Here is a 14,882-nt window from a genome sequence, read left to right as displayed (position 1 = left end):
TCGCAAGCCGGATCATGGTTTACAACTTCTTAACCATGTTCGGCCGAAACCCGTCTCACGGGGGCGAACAGTGTGAGTAGGACCAGAGCCATGAAATATGCAGCGATTTCCCTTCTAATGGCGGCGGCCGTTTCGGCGCCCGCGCACGCCCAGAGCCTCCCTTTCATTCCCGACATCTATATGGGCCTCGAAGCCGGCACCGGCGAACGCAGCGCCAGCCGCTTCGGCGAGCCCGGCACGATCACCGCGAGCGATGAAAGCAACGGCGTCGACTACGGCGCGTTCGTCGGCGTCGAACTCCCGGTCTTTCCGCTCGGCTATATGGCCGTGGAGGCCAATATCGGCGATTCGACCGGCGAGACCACGGCGATCGTTTCCAACAACGGCAACGACCGCGAAGTCCGCAGCCAGGCGCGCTTCAACTGGAGCGGCACCGCGCGGCTCGGTCTCGCGCCTCTGCCCGGCTTCGCCGCGTACGGCATCGCCGGCTATGGCGGCGAGCAGGTCGATATCACTGTCACCGACCTTGCGACCGGCGCGACCTTTGATGCCGACGATTCGATGGACGGAATCATCTACGGACTCGGCGCGCGTTACATGGTCGGCCGCGATATCGGCATCCGCGCCGAATACCGGCACCGCGAAGCCAGCGGTGCCTATGATCCCGAACAGTTCATGATCGGCGCTACCGTCGGCTTTTAATTAGCTCACCCCCCGCGCCGCCATAGCACCGCACCGATGCGGCGTTATGGCGGCGAACCGGGTCAGCCGCCCAGGCCCGGCACGAGCGGCCCGCCGATATCGATTGCGGCCTTGTATCCGGGCAAAGCCATCAGCCGTTCCAGATACGCCTTGGCGTTGGGCCGCTCGTTGAGCAGCCCCGGCAGGTTCGCCAGCTCGAGCAGATATTCGAGATTGATGTCAGCCCCTGTGAGCGTGTCTCCGACCACGAACTCCCGCCGATCCATATGCGCATCGACATAATCGAGCAGTTTGGTCACTTCCCCGCCGACAAAGCCGCCAAGCGCGTCGCCCAGCCCGCCGAAACGCGGCCCGAGCAATGTCAGCAGGATCGGCATGGCCATCGTGCCTTCGGCGAAATGCAGCCATTCGAGATAGGGGGCGCGGTCGGCCTCGTCGGCCGGCGCGAGCTTCCCGTCGCCGAACCGCTCGATCAGATATTCGATGATCGCGCTCGATTCGACCATGACATGGCCGTCCACCTCGACCGTCGGCGCCTTGCCGAGCGGATGGACGGCGTAGAGATCGTCCTGCGACCGGTTGGTTTCGGGATTCCGGTCGTGCATCTCGATGTCATATTCAACGCCCAGTTCCTCCAGCAGCCAGATGATCCGCGTCGAGCGCGAGAAGCGCAGATGGTGCAGTTTGATCATGGTCGGTCCTCTCCTTCTCCACCTCCTTGGGGGGCCGCGGGGCGGAGCGTCAATGGCCGACCACGCCAAGGCTGCTGAACGGCTTTTCGTTGTCGCTATATTTGTCGATCAGCGTCGCGCTCGCCTGGTTGAGACCGATGACGCGAACGGTCTTGCCCTCCCCCTGCAGCCGGCCGACGACCTTGTCGAGCACGCCCGTCGCCGACACGTCCCAGAAGTGCGCATGTGTGAGATCGATATCGATGTCGGTCACGCCATCCTCGTTGAATTCGACCTCTTCGGTGATCCGGTCGATCGAGGCGAAGAAGATCTGCCCGGCGATCACATAGTGGCGCGTGGTGCCTTCGCGGCTCGTATCGATCGTGACGAGCTGGCGCACCTTGTAGGCGAAGAAGATCCCGCTCAGCAGCACGCCGACGAGCACGCCCTGTGCCAGATCGTGCGTCCACACGACGGTGACCACCGTCGCCAGCATCACGACGGTCGAGGCTTTGGGATAATGGGTGATCTCGGCAAAGCTCTTCCAGCGGAAGGTGCTGATCGACACGAAAATCATCACGGCGACGAGCGCCGGCATCGGGATCTGCGCCACCAGCGGCCCCAGCGCCACGATCAGCACGAGCAGCATGATGCCCGCGATCATCGTCGAAAGCCGGCGCCTTCCACCCGATTTGATGTTGATGACCGACTGGCCGATCATTGCGCAACCGCCCATGCCGCCGATGAAACCGGTGAAGAAATTGGCGGCCCCCTGACCGTAGCATTCCTGCCGCTTGTCGCTGCGCGTTTCGGTCATGTCGTCGACGATGGATGCGGTCAGCAGCGATTCGAGGAGCCCGACCGCGGCCATGGCGGCCGCATAGGGCGCGACGATCTGGAGCGTTTCCCACGTCAGCGGCACCATCGGCAGGTGGAAGAACGGGACGCTATCGGGCAGATCGCCCATATCGCCGACCGTCGACACGCCGAGGCCCATCGTGATGCTGACCGTTGCCAGCAGGACGATCGCAGCGAGCGGCGAAGGAATGGCGCTCGTCAGCTTCGGCAGGCCGTAAATGATCGCGAGCCCCGCCGCGACCATCGCATAGGTCTCGACCGTGAAATGCTCGCCGGTCAGCTGCGGAAGCTGCGCCATGAAGATCAGGATCGCGAGCGCGTTGACGAAACCGGTGATGACCGAGCGCGATACGAAACGCATGAGCAGGTCGAGCCTCAGCAAGCCGGCAACCGCCTGAAACACGCCCATGAGGATCGTCGCGGCAAACAGATATTCGACGCCATGATCGCGCACTAACGGGATGACGAGGACGGCGACGGCCGCCGTCGCCGCCGAGATCATGCCCGGCCGCCCACCAAGCATCGCCGTGATCACGGCGATCGAAAAGCTCGCATAAAGGCCGACGCGCGGGTCGACGCCGGCGATGATCGAAAAGCCGATCGCCTCCGGGATCAGCGCCAGCGCGACGACGAGGCCGGCGAGAAACTCGGTCTTCGGCGCCGACAGCCAGTCGCGCCGGAAATTGCGGTGAAGGGCCATGACGCGCTTTCCGTGATCGGTCCGCACAGCCTTTCGCCATGAGCCCCGAATTGATCGATGATAGAGAAACGGCCCCGACCGGTCCGCTTATGTTGCGCTGCAATATAGAGTTCGCGCGGGAAGCGAAACCCCGGAAATCAGCGGAAGCTGTCGACGGCCGCGAACAGCGCCGATAGCGCCGCCCAGTCCTGCTCCCCGATTTCCGGCCGCGCGACATCGAACAGCAGGACGATTGCATCCTCATCGCTTTCGTTGCGGATCTGATGGCCGATGCTGTCATTGAAGATCAGCAATTCGCCGGCGTTCCAGTCGCGCCGTTCACCATCGACGATAACACCGGCACCTGGCGGCACGATCAACGGCAGATGCGCGATCAACCGGCAGTTGAGCATGCCGTTGCGCGCCGGGATCTCGATTCCTCCGGACAGGCGCCAGAAGGCAGCGACGGGGCAACGGCCCGTCAGGTCGGGCTGGGGCACCGGCTCCAGCGCTGCTGCCGTTGCCGGGCAACGCCCGAGATGGTCCTCGACTGGGCGACCATGGTCCCAAAGCAAATAGGCACTCAACCCCGAACCGTCCTGAACCTGCACCGCCGCCGCGGCGGCTTCCTCGGCCGTTCCTTCGATATAGGGCCGAAAATCGGCATCCTGCTCGATCACACCGTGAAGTTCGCTGCGGATCGCGTCCGTTTCCGCTTCAAGCGCGGCCGCCCATTCGAAATCGGTTTTGTCGTAGAAGCGGCTCTCCGGCAGCCCGGGATAGAAAAGCATCGTCGGGCGCTGCAGCCCCATTTCCGGCTCGTGCGTCCCTGCAAGCGCGGCAAAGGCTTCGGCGAACGAACGGCTGGTATTTTCCGTCGTGATGCCCTTCTTCCGCAATTCTTCTTCGAGATAGAAGGAATAGGTGCGCCGGATTTCGCTCAGTTCGAGATCGACGCGTTCGAGATCGCGCACCGTCGCGTCGGGCAGCGGCACATCGGCGTCAGCCGCAGCACGCTTCGCCCCGGCATAATGCGCGGAGGCAAGGCGCAGCTCGCCACGCTGCGACAGCGCGTCGCCTTTCCAGATCAGACCGAGGACCGCATTCGGCGCCGCCGTCAGCAAGCCGTCGGCGACGATCTCGAGATCCTGCCAGTCCTCCAGCATTCGACTTGCCTGGCCGGCGATGATCCAGAAGCGCGGATCGGGCGTAGGCGAGGCAAGGCCCGCCCGCGCCTTTTCGCGCGCACTCTGCGGGTCGCCCGGCAGCGACGCCATCGCGTCCCGCAAATCGGCGGGCAGGTCGTTCGGCGGTTGCGAGGCCATATCCGGGCTAGAGCGCGACGTCGTATTTGGCGGTCGTCGCGGCGGCGACATCGTCCACGGTCACCCCCGGCGCCAGTTCGATCAGCTCGAACGGGCTGTCATGATCCTTGCGGTGGAACACGCACAAATTGGTCACGATCATGTCGACGACATTGGTGCCTGTGAGCGGCAGCGTGCATTCGGGAATGAACTTGGGGCTGCCGTCCTTCGCCGTGTGGTCCATGACGACGATGATCTTCTTGACGCCGGCGACGAGGTCCATCGCGCCGCCCATGCCCTTGATCATCTTGCCCGGGATCATCCAGTTGGCGATGTCGCCATTCTCCGCGACCTCCATCGCGCCGAGCACGGTCAGGTCGATATGCCCGCCGCGGATCATCGAAAAGCTCGTCGCACTGTCGAAATAGGCGCTGTGCGGCAGCTCGCTGATCGTCTGCTTGCCGGCGTTGATCAGGTCGGCATCGACCTCGTCGGGATAGGGAAACGGCCCGATCCCGAGCATGCCGTTTTCCGATTGCAGCGTGACCTGCATGCCTTCGGGGATATGGTTGGCAACGAGCGTCGGGATGCCGATGCCGAGATTGACATAATAGCCGTCCTCGAGCTCCTGCGCCGCCCGCGCGGCCATCTGGTTGCGGTCCCAGCCTTTCGATTCCTCGGCCATTACGCAGCCTCCCTTTCGCGGGTCGTTTCGAACTCGATCTTCTTGTCATAGGGCGCACCGAGGATCAGCCGGTTCACGAACACGCCGGGAAGGTGGATGGCGTCGGGATCGAGTTCGCCAGGTTTCACGATTTCCTCGACCTCGGCGACGCAAACCTTGCCGCAGGTGGCAGCGGGCTGGTTGAAATTGCGCGCCGTCTTGCGGAAGATCAGGTTGCCGGTCTCGTCGGCCTTCCAGCCCTTGACGATCGACAGGTCGGCGAAAAGGCCGCGTTCGAGGATATAGTCTTCCATCTGTCCGTCGCGGCCTTCGAACTGCTTCACCTCTTTGCCCTCGGCGACCTGCGTGCCGACGCCGGTCTTGGTGTAAAAGCCAGGAATGCCCGCTCCCCCTGCGCGCATCCGCTCGGCCAGCGTTCCCTGCGGGCAGAATTCGACCTCGAGCTCGCCGGAGAGAAACTGCCGCTCGAACTCCTTGTTCTCGCCGACATAGGAGGCGATCATCTTCTTCACCTGCTGCGTCCTGAGCAGCATCCCGATGCCCTCATTGTCGATGCCGGCATTGTTGCTGGCAAAGGTCAGGTCCTTGACGCCGCTATCGCGGATCGCGGTCAGCAGGCGTTCGGGGATGCCGCACAGGCCGAAGCCGCCGCTGGCGATCAGCATGCCGTCGAACAACAGCCCGTCAAGCGCGGCGGCGGCATCGGGATAGATTTTCTGCATGAAGCTCTCCGCTGGAATTCCGGCCCGCTGTTAGGGCGCGGGGGGCCGATGCGTCAATTGACGCGGACGTGAAGAGGGATGCACGATGTGCAAACGCGATTGCAGGATCGACTGCCCTTGATCGAGATCAATGCACTTGCACATGAACAGGCGTATAAAGATCGCAATCTTCTGAGGAGGTTTGCCATGCGCTCGATCATCGTTCCGGTTTCCGACGACAAAGGCCTGCATTCGCGCGTCGAGGCCGCGCTCGACATCGCCCGTGCGGCGTCGGGCCACATTACCTTTCTCTACGGCACCCCCGTCGGCCAATATGTCGCCGTCGACCCGTTCGGCGGTGCCTATGCGCTGGCAACGGAGTTGGACGCCGCTGCCGCGCTCGCCAAAGACCGGGAGGCGATGCTGAGGGAGCGGCTCGACGGCGAGGATATCGGCTGGGATTTCGTCGATGCCGCCGGTTTCTCGGAGGATGTGACGGTCCGGCATTCGCGGCTTGCCGACATCGTCGTCGACAGCGCTCCACCGCGTACCGGCCATGACGCGGACGATGCCGCGTCGCACATCGCGCATCTGAGCATGACGGCAAGCTGCCCGGTCTTCGCGATCCCGCCCGAAGCCAAAAGCCTCGATTGCACCGGCAAGGCGGTCGTCGCCTGGAACGGATCGGAATCGGCCGGACGGGCGCTACGGGCGGCTGTGCCGCTGCTGGGTTTCGCGGAAAGCGTGCAACTCGTCACCATCGGAGCGGCGCCCGAGCAGTTCCCGGCCGAAGCGGCAGCCTCCTATCTTTCGCGTCACGGCATCCATCCCGAGATCGTTGAGCGCGAACGCCATGGCCGGCCCGAAACGATCATGCACGACCTGCTTGACCAGCAACAGGCGGCCTATCTCGTCATGGGCGCCTTCGGGCACAGCCGGATGCGAGAGGCCGTCTTCGGCGGCTTCACCCAGCACTTCGTACAGAATTCGCCGGTGCCGGTGCTCATGATGCATTAGGGCCAGTCCGGCCCCTTGCCGAGCGCGGCGCGCAGATCGGTCAGTGCCTGCTCCTCGCCGGTCACCTTGATCGCGTGCATGCCGAGTGCGGCCGCCGGTTTGCAGTTGATGCCGAGGTCGTCGAGATAGACGCAGTCGCCTGGCGCCGTATCGATCGCCTCGCACATCATCTCGTAGATCCTTGGATCGGGCTTGCGCACGCCCGCCTTGGAGCTTTCGATGACATGGTCGAAGCGCGCCATAATCGCTTCGACCCGCTCGGCTTTTTCGGGGTCGCGCGCCATTCCTGCACCGCTGCCCGAACGGACATTGTTGGTGATGCAGCCGATAGTGAGGCCTTCGGCTTTCAGGGCATCGAGAGCGGCAACCATGCGCGGCCGGATATCGCCGGAGAGGCAGGCGAGCACATCCATGCCGGTGATGTTGTCGACACCGATGGCCTGCGCTTCGGCCACGAAGGCGGCGTCGAAACCGGCGGCATCGATCTCCGATCGCTCGAACTTCGCCCAGGCATTGTCGTCGGGATCGGTCGCATTGATCCGCCGGATCGTGTTCGTCTCGACGCCGCGCTCATGCTCCAGCCGGTTGAACGCGTCGAAGGGCGAGGAGGTGATCACCCCGCCGAAATCCCAGATCACCGCCTTGAACGTCACGGACGCTTCCCCTGCCCTGCCGGTCACCCGATATCGGTGCCGAAGAGCGACCCGATACCAGCCGTGGCCAGCATCGCAACCACACCCCAGAACAACACCCTGCCCGCCCCGCGCACCATCGAGGCCCGTCCGACCCGCGCGCCGATCGCGCCCAGCGTCGCCAGCAGGAGCAGCGTCACGGCCACGACCAGCGGAATGATCCGATCGTCGGGCGCAAGCAGCACGGCGGTGATCGGCACGGCCGCGCCGACAATGAAACTGGCCGCCGATGAGACCGCCGCCTGAACGGGCTGCGCCGACAGCTCCTCGGTAATGCCGATCTCGTCACGCATATGCGTGCCGAGCGCGTCATGCGCCATCAGCTGGTCGGTAACTGCCTCGGCCAACGTCCGGTCGAGCCCGCGCTTCTCGTATATCTGCACCAGTTCCTCGCGCTCGGCCTCCGGATGGGTTTTCAGCGCCCGCGCTTCGATCCGCTTGTCGACTTCTTCGGCATCGGCTTGCGACTTGACCGAGACATATTCTCCCGCCGCCATCGAAATCGCGCCGGCGATCAGCCCCGCCACGCCGGTCATCACGATGACGTCAGCGGGTTGGCCCGCCGACGCGACGCCGACGATCAGCCCCGCGGTCGAGAGGATACCGTCATTCGCACCAAGAACGGCGGCGCGCAGCCAGCCAGTGCGCTCGGCATTGTGATTTTCTTCATGCCAACCCTGCGCGCTCGCCGCTTCCAGCGCATCTGTCACGGCGCGACCAGGATGCCGACCGTCGGATCGGCGTCCCCCGCGAGCGTCGTACGATAGGCTTCGAGCGCAGCCTCAGCGCCCGTCCTTCGCTCGATCGTGAGCAGATCCGGCGCGATCTCCATGAAGGCGAGCCAGCCCGCCGCCATCCGCTCGCCAAAGCCCTGCGGCCCCCAGTCCGCGATCCGCTTCTGCGCGCGACCCGGCGCGAAGAAACCCTCCTGCGCCGGTCCGGCCAGCCCTTCGGCGGAAGGGGCATCCCAGTGCGATTTGCCGACCACCATCGAATGGCTGAGATTGTCGCCGAAATGCGCGTGAATGGCCTGGGTCAGCGTGCCGTTGCCGGCAATATCGACAAAGCCCGTCGGCAGCGAAGCATCAAGCGTTTCGAGATCGTCATAGGCCAGCACCTGGTCGTAGATCCCCGTCCCGGCCAGTGCCTCGACGTTCGACCGGCTGGTCAGGCCGATGCAGCGCGGCTTGTCGCCCTCACGCTTCCGGTGCGCAAAGCCCGTGCCGATCGCCGTCTTGCTCGACGCGCTGGCCACGATGACCTGCGCGACGCCATAGTCGCCGTCATCGGCATATTGGTCGGCGATCAGCCACCCGGTCAGGAACAGCGGGCGGAAGACCGGCCAGTAATCGTGATGTTCGGCCCGGTAATCGGGGATCGAGTCGACCTTCTGGTAGCTGTTGTAGATCGGCGGTAGCGTCGTGCGGCGCGGCGTCGCATCGGTAAAGCCCATCGGCCCGATGTCGGACGGGTTCAGCAGGCAATGCGAAGCCATCGGCCAATAGCCGTAATAGCGATCCCCCGGCGCGATCCCGTCGGACTTGCTGTCGACCACCGTCCCGAAACCCCAGACCGGAAGGCGCCCGGGTTCGCCGCGCTCGGAAAAGAAATCCCAATAGCCTTGGTCATTCCCGAACAGCCCCGCCGGCTCCCCGAACACCGCATAGGTGATGTTGTTCGCCGTCATCGCATAGTCTTCGATGGCGACAAGAATCTGCCCGGCGCCGATCTCCGGCACATCGGGATCGACGATCGTCGCCGCGTTGATGTCGGCCCGGTCTATATCGATTGCCCATCCTGCCATTATTCGCTCTCCCTATGCATTATGCTGGAGCCTCAGCCCCGGCCGCTTCCAGCGCGTCTTCACGAGCCGGCCGGTGCCCGAGCAGCAGATATAGGCGTCCATCATGTCCGCGCCGCCCCAGCAGATATTGGTCGTGAAGATGTCGTCGGTCTCGACGAACTCGACGAGCTCGCCCTGGGGAGAGATCACGCTGATCCCGCATTCGCCGATCGTCGCGACGCAGATATTGCCGCTCTCCTCGACCCCCAGGCTGTCGAAGAATTTGTAGCCGGCGGGGCGATAGAGCGGGATGCCCGGGCCGCCCGGCCCCGCCGCATCGTCGACCTTGCCCGGCGCGATCACGTTGAACGCGGTCAGCCGGCAGGTGAAGGTCTCGGCCGCGTAGAGCGTCTTGCCGTCGGGCGAGAGGCCGCAGCCATTGGGGTTGTAGGAGGGGAAGATCACCTCTTCGAGATGGCTGCCATCGGCCTTGCCGTAGAAGATGCCGACGATGTCGTGGCAGCGCGATTCGAAATTCTGCTTGCCGTGATCGGTGAACCAGAAGCCGCCATGCGCATCGAAGACGATGTCGTTGGGCCCGCGCAGCCGGCAGCCGAAATCGCCGTCCTTGTACAGTGTCTCGACCTCGCCGGTTGCGATATCGATCCGCTCGATCCGGCCGCCCGAATAGTCGTCGGCGATGCCGTGCGGGGCGAGCATGCCGTTATTCTCGACATAGTTGAAGCCGCCATTGTTGCAGCAATAAAGCTTGCCGTCGGGCCCCATCGCGAGACCGTTCGGCCCGCCGCCCGGCGTCGCCACGGTTTCCCTCGAACCATCGGGCTTCACCCGCGTGATCTTCCCGTCGGCGATCTCGACAAGGATCACGCTGCCATCGTCCATCGCGACGGGACCCTCGGGAAAGCGCAGTCCATCGGTGACCAGTTCGAAATCTGCCATTGCTCGCATCCTCTCTCCGTCATCCTGAACGCGTCTCAGGATCCCTATGCTTGGCTGTTATCGCCTTTGGTGCAGCGTTGCAGCTTATGGATGCTGAAACAAGTTCAGCATGACGGGTTGGAGCGTTGCGAGCCACTGGTACGCAGCCTAGATAGGCTGTCCAACAGGAGACCCGCATGCCCGCCCCCGCCTACCCGACCGATCTCACCCTCTATATCGATGGCGAATGGGTCGCGGCCGGGGATCGCGCGACGCATGCGGTGATCGATCCGGCAAGCGGCGCGACGCTGGCCGATCTGCCGCTGGCGACTACCGATGATCTCGACCGGGCGCTGGCCGCGGCAGAGATCGGCTTTCGCGAATGGCGCGCGACCGACGTCAATGTGCGCAGCGCCAAGCTGCGCAAGGTTGCGAGCCTGCTGCGCGAGCGGGCCGCCGATATCGCGCCATTGCTGACGATGGAGCAAGGCAAGCCGGTCAAGGAGGCGATCGGCGAGGTCGCGGGCGCCGCCGCGCTGTTCGACTGGTTCGCCGAGGAGGCGCGGCGCAGCTACGGCCGCGCCCTCGTCCGGCCCGAGGGGCAGCGCGCGATCGTGCTGCAGCAGCCGATCGGCCCGGTCGCCGCGTTCAGCCCGTGGAATTTCCCGCACTTCCTGATGGCGCGCAAGCTCGCCCCGGCGCTCGCGGCGGGCTGCTCGATCATCTGCAAGCCGCCCGAGGAAACCCCGGCCTGCACCAGCGCGCTGATGCGCTGCGTCGCCGATGCGGGCATCCCCGGCAATGTCGCGCAGCTCGTCTTCGGCGTGCCGGCCGAGGTATCGAGCCACCTGATCGCATCGCCGATCATCCGCAAGGTGAGCTTCACCGGCTCGGTCCCGGTCGGCAAGCAGCTGATGAAGCTCGCCGCCGACAACGTCACTCGCACGACGATGGAGCTGGGCGGGCACGCGCCGGTGCTGGTGTTCGACGATTGCGATCTCGATCGGACGCTCGACATCATCGTGCCGCAGAAATTCCGCAACGCCGGCCAGGTCTGCGTCAGTCCGACGCGCTTCTACGTCCAGTCCGGCATCTACGACCGCTTCGTCGAGGAATTCACCGCGCGCACCGAAAAGCTGTCGGTCGGATCGGGGATGGACGAGGCGACGCAGATGGGCCCGCTCGCCAATGGCCGCCGGCCCGAGGCGGTCGGCGCGCTGATCGAGGACGCGCGGGCGAACGGCGCGCGCGTCGTGACCGGCGGCGAGCGCTTTTCGCCCAATGGCGGCAATGGTGGCTTCTTCTTCCAGCCCACCGTGCTGGCCGATGTGCCGCTCAAAGCCAAGATCATGTCCGACGAACCCTTCGGCCCGGTCGCGCTGATGCGGCCGTTCGAGACGTTCGACGAGGCGGTCGAGCAGGCGAACCGCCTCCCCTATGGCCTTGCCGCCTTCGCCTTTACCGAGAGCCTGCGCCAGGCGAACCGGCTCGGCGATGCGATCGAGGCGGGGATGGTCGGGATCAACACCGTTGGCATATCAAGCGTCGATTCTCCCTTCGGCGGCGTCAAGCAGTCGGGCTATGGCAGCGAGGACGGGATCGAGGGGCTGCAGGCCTATATGGTGACCAAGGCCGTGCATCAGGCGTGACGATATCTTTGGAAGCGTCACCCCAGCGAAGGCTGGGGTCTATCCCGGATCTCAGAGCCTTGCTCCGCTGCAAACCGGGATAGATTCCAGCCTTCGCTGGAATGACGAAAGATTGAGAAGGTAAAGAGAATGAACCAGCGCACCGGCGGCCAGATCCTCGTCGACAATCTCGTCGCGCAGGGTTGCGACCGCATCTTCTGCGTCCCCGGCGAAAGCTATCTCGCGGTGCTCGACGCGCTGCACGATTGCGACGCAATCGACCTCGTCGTCTGTCGGCAGGAGGGCGGCGTTTCCTACATGGCCGCGGCCGACGGCGCGATGACCGGGCGGCCGGGGGTCGCCTTCGTGACGCGCGGGCCGGGCGCGACCAACGGGTCGATCGGCGTCCATGTCGCGATGCAGGATTCGGTGCCGATGATCTATTTCATCGGCGATGTTGGCCGCGGCGACAAGGATCGCGAAGCCTTTCAGGAGATCGATTTTCCCGCGATGTTCGGGCCCGTCGCCAAATGGGCGGCGAAGATCGACGATGCCGCGCGGATCCCCGAATATGTCGCGCGCGCCTGGTCGGTCGCGATTTCGGGGCGGCCGGGGCCGGTCGTGCTGGCGCTGCCCGAAGACATGCTCCGCGATGCGGTCGAGGCGCTCGACCGGCCGAAGGTCACGCGGCCCGCCCAGCATCCGGATCCCGATGCAATGGCGACGCTGATGGAGATGCTCAAGGACGCCTCCGCCCCGCTGGCGATCGTCGGCGGCGCCGACTGGTGCGCGGGCGCCTCGCACTATTTCCGCGCATTCGCCGAAGACATCGGCCTGCCGGTCGCCTGCGGCTTTCGACGGCAGGATGCGATCCCCAATGAATCAAGCATTTGGGCCGGAAACCTCGGATACGGTCCCAACCCCAAACTGGTCGAGCGGGTCAGGGAAGCCGACCTCCTCCTCGTCGTCGGCGCCCGCCTCGGCGAGGCGACGACCGACGGCTATACGCTGATCACTCCCGATCATCCCGGCCAGCTTCTTGTCCACGTCCACCCCGACCCCAACGAGCTCGGCCGCGTCTACCGCACCGACCTTCCGATCTGCGCCGATATGCGCGAATTTAGTGAAGAAGCCTCGCTCTGGGATCACGACATCATCGATTTCGACTGCGGCAAGGATGCCCATGACGAATGGCTCGAATGGAGCAAAGTCCAGGCCCGCGACGATGTCGCGCTCGATATCGGTCAGTGCGTTGCCGCGATGCGCGCCGCCCTCCCCGCCGACAGCATCATTTGCAACGGCGCGGGCAATTTTTCCGGCTGGTGGCACCGGCACTGGCATTATGGCGGGCCGGTCTGCCAGCTCGCGCCGACCGCGGGCGCAATGGGATACGGCGTCCCCGCCGCCGTCGCCGCTGCGTTGCGCCATCCCGATCGGCAGGTCGTCGCGGTGGCGGGCGATGGCGATTTCCTGATGAACGGGCAGGAACTGGCGACCGCCGTCCAGCACGGCTGCGACATGCTCGTTATCGTCGTCGACAATGGCAGCTACGGCACGATCCGCATGCACCAGGAACGCGAATATCCAGGCCGGGTCAGCGGCACGGGGCTGAGCAATCCGGATTTCGCCGCGCTCGGCGCTGCCTATGGCTGCTGGTCGCAAACCGTCGAGAAGACCGGCGATTTCGCCGCCGCACTCGACGCGGCCAAGGCGGAAAGCGGCGTCAAGCTGCTGCACCTCAAGATCGATGCCGAGGAACAGCTCACGGCGGGCGGGCTGACAGTGGCCAAACTCCGAGGGACCTGATGTTCAGCCTTGTCGTCTACGCTCTGCTCGTGGCTGCAACTTATTGTCTGGTGCGTGGCATCAGCGATCTTCGCCAGCAGCGATACATATGGGCAGCGGCTGGACTGTTGATTGGTATAATATCGATCGGAATTCTCTTTCTTCCAATTGAAACACATGCGGTGAGCATCGGCCCGCTTAATTCATGATCTGAATCGCTGGTTTCCCCAAAGCAAAAGGCCGCCCCGGTTTCCCGGAGCGGCCTTTTTGCCATAGGCGAGATAGAGGCTAGACCTTGTTGCCCAGCGCGCCCTTGACGGCGCCCTTTGCCTTCTGGCCTTCGCCCTTCACCTGCTGCTTGTCGCCTTCGGCTTCGAGCTTCTTGTTGCCCGTCGCCGCGCCGGCGGCCGATTTGACGGCTCCGGCGGCCTTGTTGGCCGAGCCTTTGGCTTTGTCTGCTGCTTCACCCATTGTCGGTTCCTTTCATTCGGCGCGCAATTGCGCTGACACCGAACTAACGCATTGAAATCCGGCATGTTCCGCAGCGACGAGCCGTTCGTCGCAACCGCTCAGATCAGACCCGACAGAGGACTCGACGGGTCGGCATATTTGCGCTGCCCCATCCGCCCGGCGAGATAGGCGTCTCGGCCCGCTTCGACGGCGAGCTTCATCGCGCGCGCCATCCGGATCGGGTCCTTCGCCTCGGCGATGGCGGTGTTCATGAGCACCCCGTCGCAGCCCAGCTCCATCGCCACCGCCGCGTCCGATGCCGTGCCGACCCCCGCATCGACGAGCACGGGAACGCCCGCCCCTTCGACGATCAGCCGGATGGTCACGCGGTTCTGGATGCCCAGCCCGGACCCGATCGGCGCGCCGAGCGGCATGATCGCCACCGCGCCCGCCTCTTCGAGCTGCTTCGCCGCGATCGGATCGTCGACGCAATAGACCATCGGCTTGAAGCCTTCGGCGACCAGCGTCTCGGTCGCCTTCAGCGTCTCGCGCATATCGGGATAGAGCGTCTTCGCCTCGCCCAGCACCTCGAGCTTGACGAGATCCCAGCCGCCCGCCTCGCGCGCCAGGCGCAGCGTCCGGATCGCTTCTTCCGCGGTAAAGCACCCGGCCGTGTTCGGCAGATAGGTGACCTTTTTCGGATCGATGAAGTCGGTCAACATCGGCGCGTTGGGATCGGAAACGTTGACCCGGCGCACGGCGACGGTGACGATCTCCGCGCCACTCGCCTCGAGCGCGGCGGCGTTCTGCTCGAAGTCCCTGTATTTGCCCGTGCCGACGATGAGGCGCGAACGGAAGGTCTGTCCGGCAACGGTCCAGCTGTCGTCATCTACCGGATCTGCATCGCCACCACCGACGAAATGGACGATCTCCAGCTCGTCACCGTCCTGCACCTCGACGCTGTCGTGCGTCGACCGCGGCACGACCT

General features: G+C 64.6%; 15 protein-coding genes. 4 read left to right on the top strand and 11 right to left on the bottom strand.

Annotated elements, in window-relative coordinates; genetic code table 11:
- The first annotated feature begins 90 nt into the window (after nt 1-90).
- The gene (locus tag Q0139_RS10500; protein ID WP_298021302.1) at nt 91-702 is read left to right on the top strand and encodes an outer membrane beta-barrel protein; all 612 of its coding nucleotides are present in this window, start codon (nt 91-93) and stop codon (nt 700-702) included.
- Nucleotides 703-764: 62 nt separating this feature from the next.
- On the opposite strand, the gene Q0139_RS10495 is transcribed toward Q0139_RS10500, so the two are convergent.
- The 5 genes from Q0139_RS10495 to Q0139_RS10475 all read right to left on the bottom strand — a co-directional run bounded on the left by Q0139_RS10495 (nt 765) and on the right by Q0139_RS10475 (nt 5,621).
- Nucleotides 765-1,394 (bottom strand): glutathione S-transferase family protein, encoded by a 630-nt coding sequence (locus tag Q0139_RS10495; protein ID WP_298021299.1) that lies wholly within the window; start codon nt 1,392-1,394, stop codon nt 765-767.
- Between the two features lie 49 nt (nt 1,395-1,443).
- On the bottom strand, nt 1,444-2,931 hold the full coding sequence (locus Q0139_RS10490) for a SulP family inorganic anion transporter (protein WP_298021296.1): 1,488 nt from the start codon (nt 2,929-2,931) through the stop codon (nt 1,444-1,446).
- A 137-nt stretch (nt 2,932-3,068) separates the two neighbouring features.
- Nucleotides 3,069-4,235, bottom strand: a complete 1,167-nt coding sequence (locus Q0139_RS10485) for an aspartyl/asparaginyl beta-hydroxylase domain-containing protein (protein WP_298021293.1) — start codon at nt 4,233-4,235, stop codon at nt 3,069-3,071.
- 7 nt (nt 4,236-4,242) lie between these two features.
- On the bottom strand, nt 4,243-4,899 hold the full coding sequence (locus Q0139_RS10480; protein ID WP_298021289.1) for a CoA transferase subunit B: 657 nt from the start codon (nt 4,897-4,899) through the stop codon (nt 4,243-4,245).
- Nucleotides 4,899-5,621, bottom strand: a complete 723-nt coding sequence (locus Q0139_RS10475) for a CoA transferase subunit A (RefSeq protein WP_298021286.1) — start codon at nt 5,619-5,621, stop codon at nt 4,899-4,901. Before Q0139_RS10475 ends, Q0139_RS10480 begins: the two co-directional genes overlap by 1 nt.
- Nucleotides 5,622-5,807: 186 nt before the next feature.
- On the opposite strand from Q0139_RS10475, the gene Q0139_RS10470 reads away from it, so the two are divergent.
- Nucleotides 5,808-6,617, top strand: coding sequence for a universal stress protein (locus Q0139_RS10470; RefSeq protein ID WP_298021280.1), 810 nt, complete (start codon nt 5,808-5,810; stop codon nt 6,615-6,617).
- Here Q0139_RS10470 and Q0139_RS10465 read toward each other — a convergent pair.
- From Q0139_RS10465 to Q0139_RS10450, 4 genes are read right to left on the bottom strand one after another with little or no spacing between them, the layout of a single operon-like run.
- On the bottom strand, nt 6,614-7,270 hold the full coding sequence (locus tag Q0139_RS10465) for an HAD-IA family hydrolase (protein ID WP_298021274.1): 657 nt from the start codon (nt 7,268-7,270) through the stop codon (nt 6,614-6,616). The genes Q0139_RS10470 and Q0139_RS10465 overlap by 4 nt on opposite strands.
- A 23-nt stretch (nt 7,271-7,293) precedes the next feature.
- Entirely contained in the window at nt 7,294-8,019 is a 726-nt protein-coding gene (locus tag Q0139_RS10460) for a VIT family protein (protein ID WP_298021272.1), read from the bottom strand.
- Nucleotides 8,016-9,113, bottom strand: coding sequence for a DUF2855 family protein (locus tag Q0139_RS10455; protein WP_298021269.1), 1,098 nt, complete (start codon nt 9,111-9,113; stop codon nt 8,016-8,018). The genes Q0139_RS10460 and Q0139_RS10455 overlap by 4 nt, the downstream gene beginning before the upstream one ends.
- A 12-nt stretch (nt 9,114-9,125) precedes the next feature.
- On the bottom strand, nt 9,126-10,052 hold the full coding sequence (locus Q0139_RS10450; protein WP_298021266.1) for an SMP-30/gluconolactonase/LRE family protein: 927 nt from the start codon (nt 10,050-10,052) through the stop codon (nt 9,126-9,128).
- A 176-nt stretch (nt 10,053-10,228) separates the two neighbouring features.
- Between Q0139_RS10450 and Q0139_RS10445 the strand changes: the two genes are divergently transcribed.
- Nucleotides 10,229-11,680, top strand: coding sequence for an NAD-dependent succinate-semialdehyde dehydrogenase (locus tag Q0139_RS10445; protein WP_298021263.1), 1,452 nt, complete (start codon nt 10,229-10,231; stop codon nt 11,678-11,680).
- Nucleotides 11,681-11,809: 129 nt separating this feature from the next.
- Complete coding sequence (locus tag Q0139_RS10440; RefSeq protein WP_298021260.1) at nt 11,810-13,465, top strand: thiamine pyrophosphate-binding protein; 1,656 nt, start codon at nt 11,810-11,812, stop codon at nt 13,463-13,465.
- A gap of 267 nt (nt 13,466-13,732) precedes the next feature.
- Here the strand turns inward: Q0139_RS10440 and Q0139_RS10435 are convergent, their stop codons facing one another.
- Both Q0139_RS10435 and Q0139_RS10430 read right to left on the bottom strand, forming a co-directional pair.
- A complete protein-coding gene (locus Q0139_RS10435) occupies nt 13,733-13,915 on the bottom strand; it encodes a CsbD family protein (protein ID WP_298021257.1) in 183 nt (60 codons plus the stop codon).
- Between the two features lie 98 nt (nt 13,916-14,013).
- The coding region (locus tag Q0139_RS10430; RefSeq protein WP_298021254.1) for a bifunctional sulfur carrier protein/thiazole synthase protein at nt 14,014-14,882 on the bottom strand (869 nt) is incomplete at its 5' end.

This window comes from uncultured Parasphingopyxis sp., from assembly GCF_937129435.1.
In the GTDB taxonomy this organism is placed as follows: domain Bacteria; phylum Pseudomonadota; class Alphaproteobacteria; order Sphingomonadales; family Sphingomonadaceae; genus Parasphingopyxis.
Note: the sequence above shows the minus strand (reverse complement) of the source record. Positions and strands in the feature narration are given on the sequence as shown.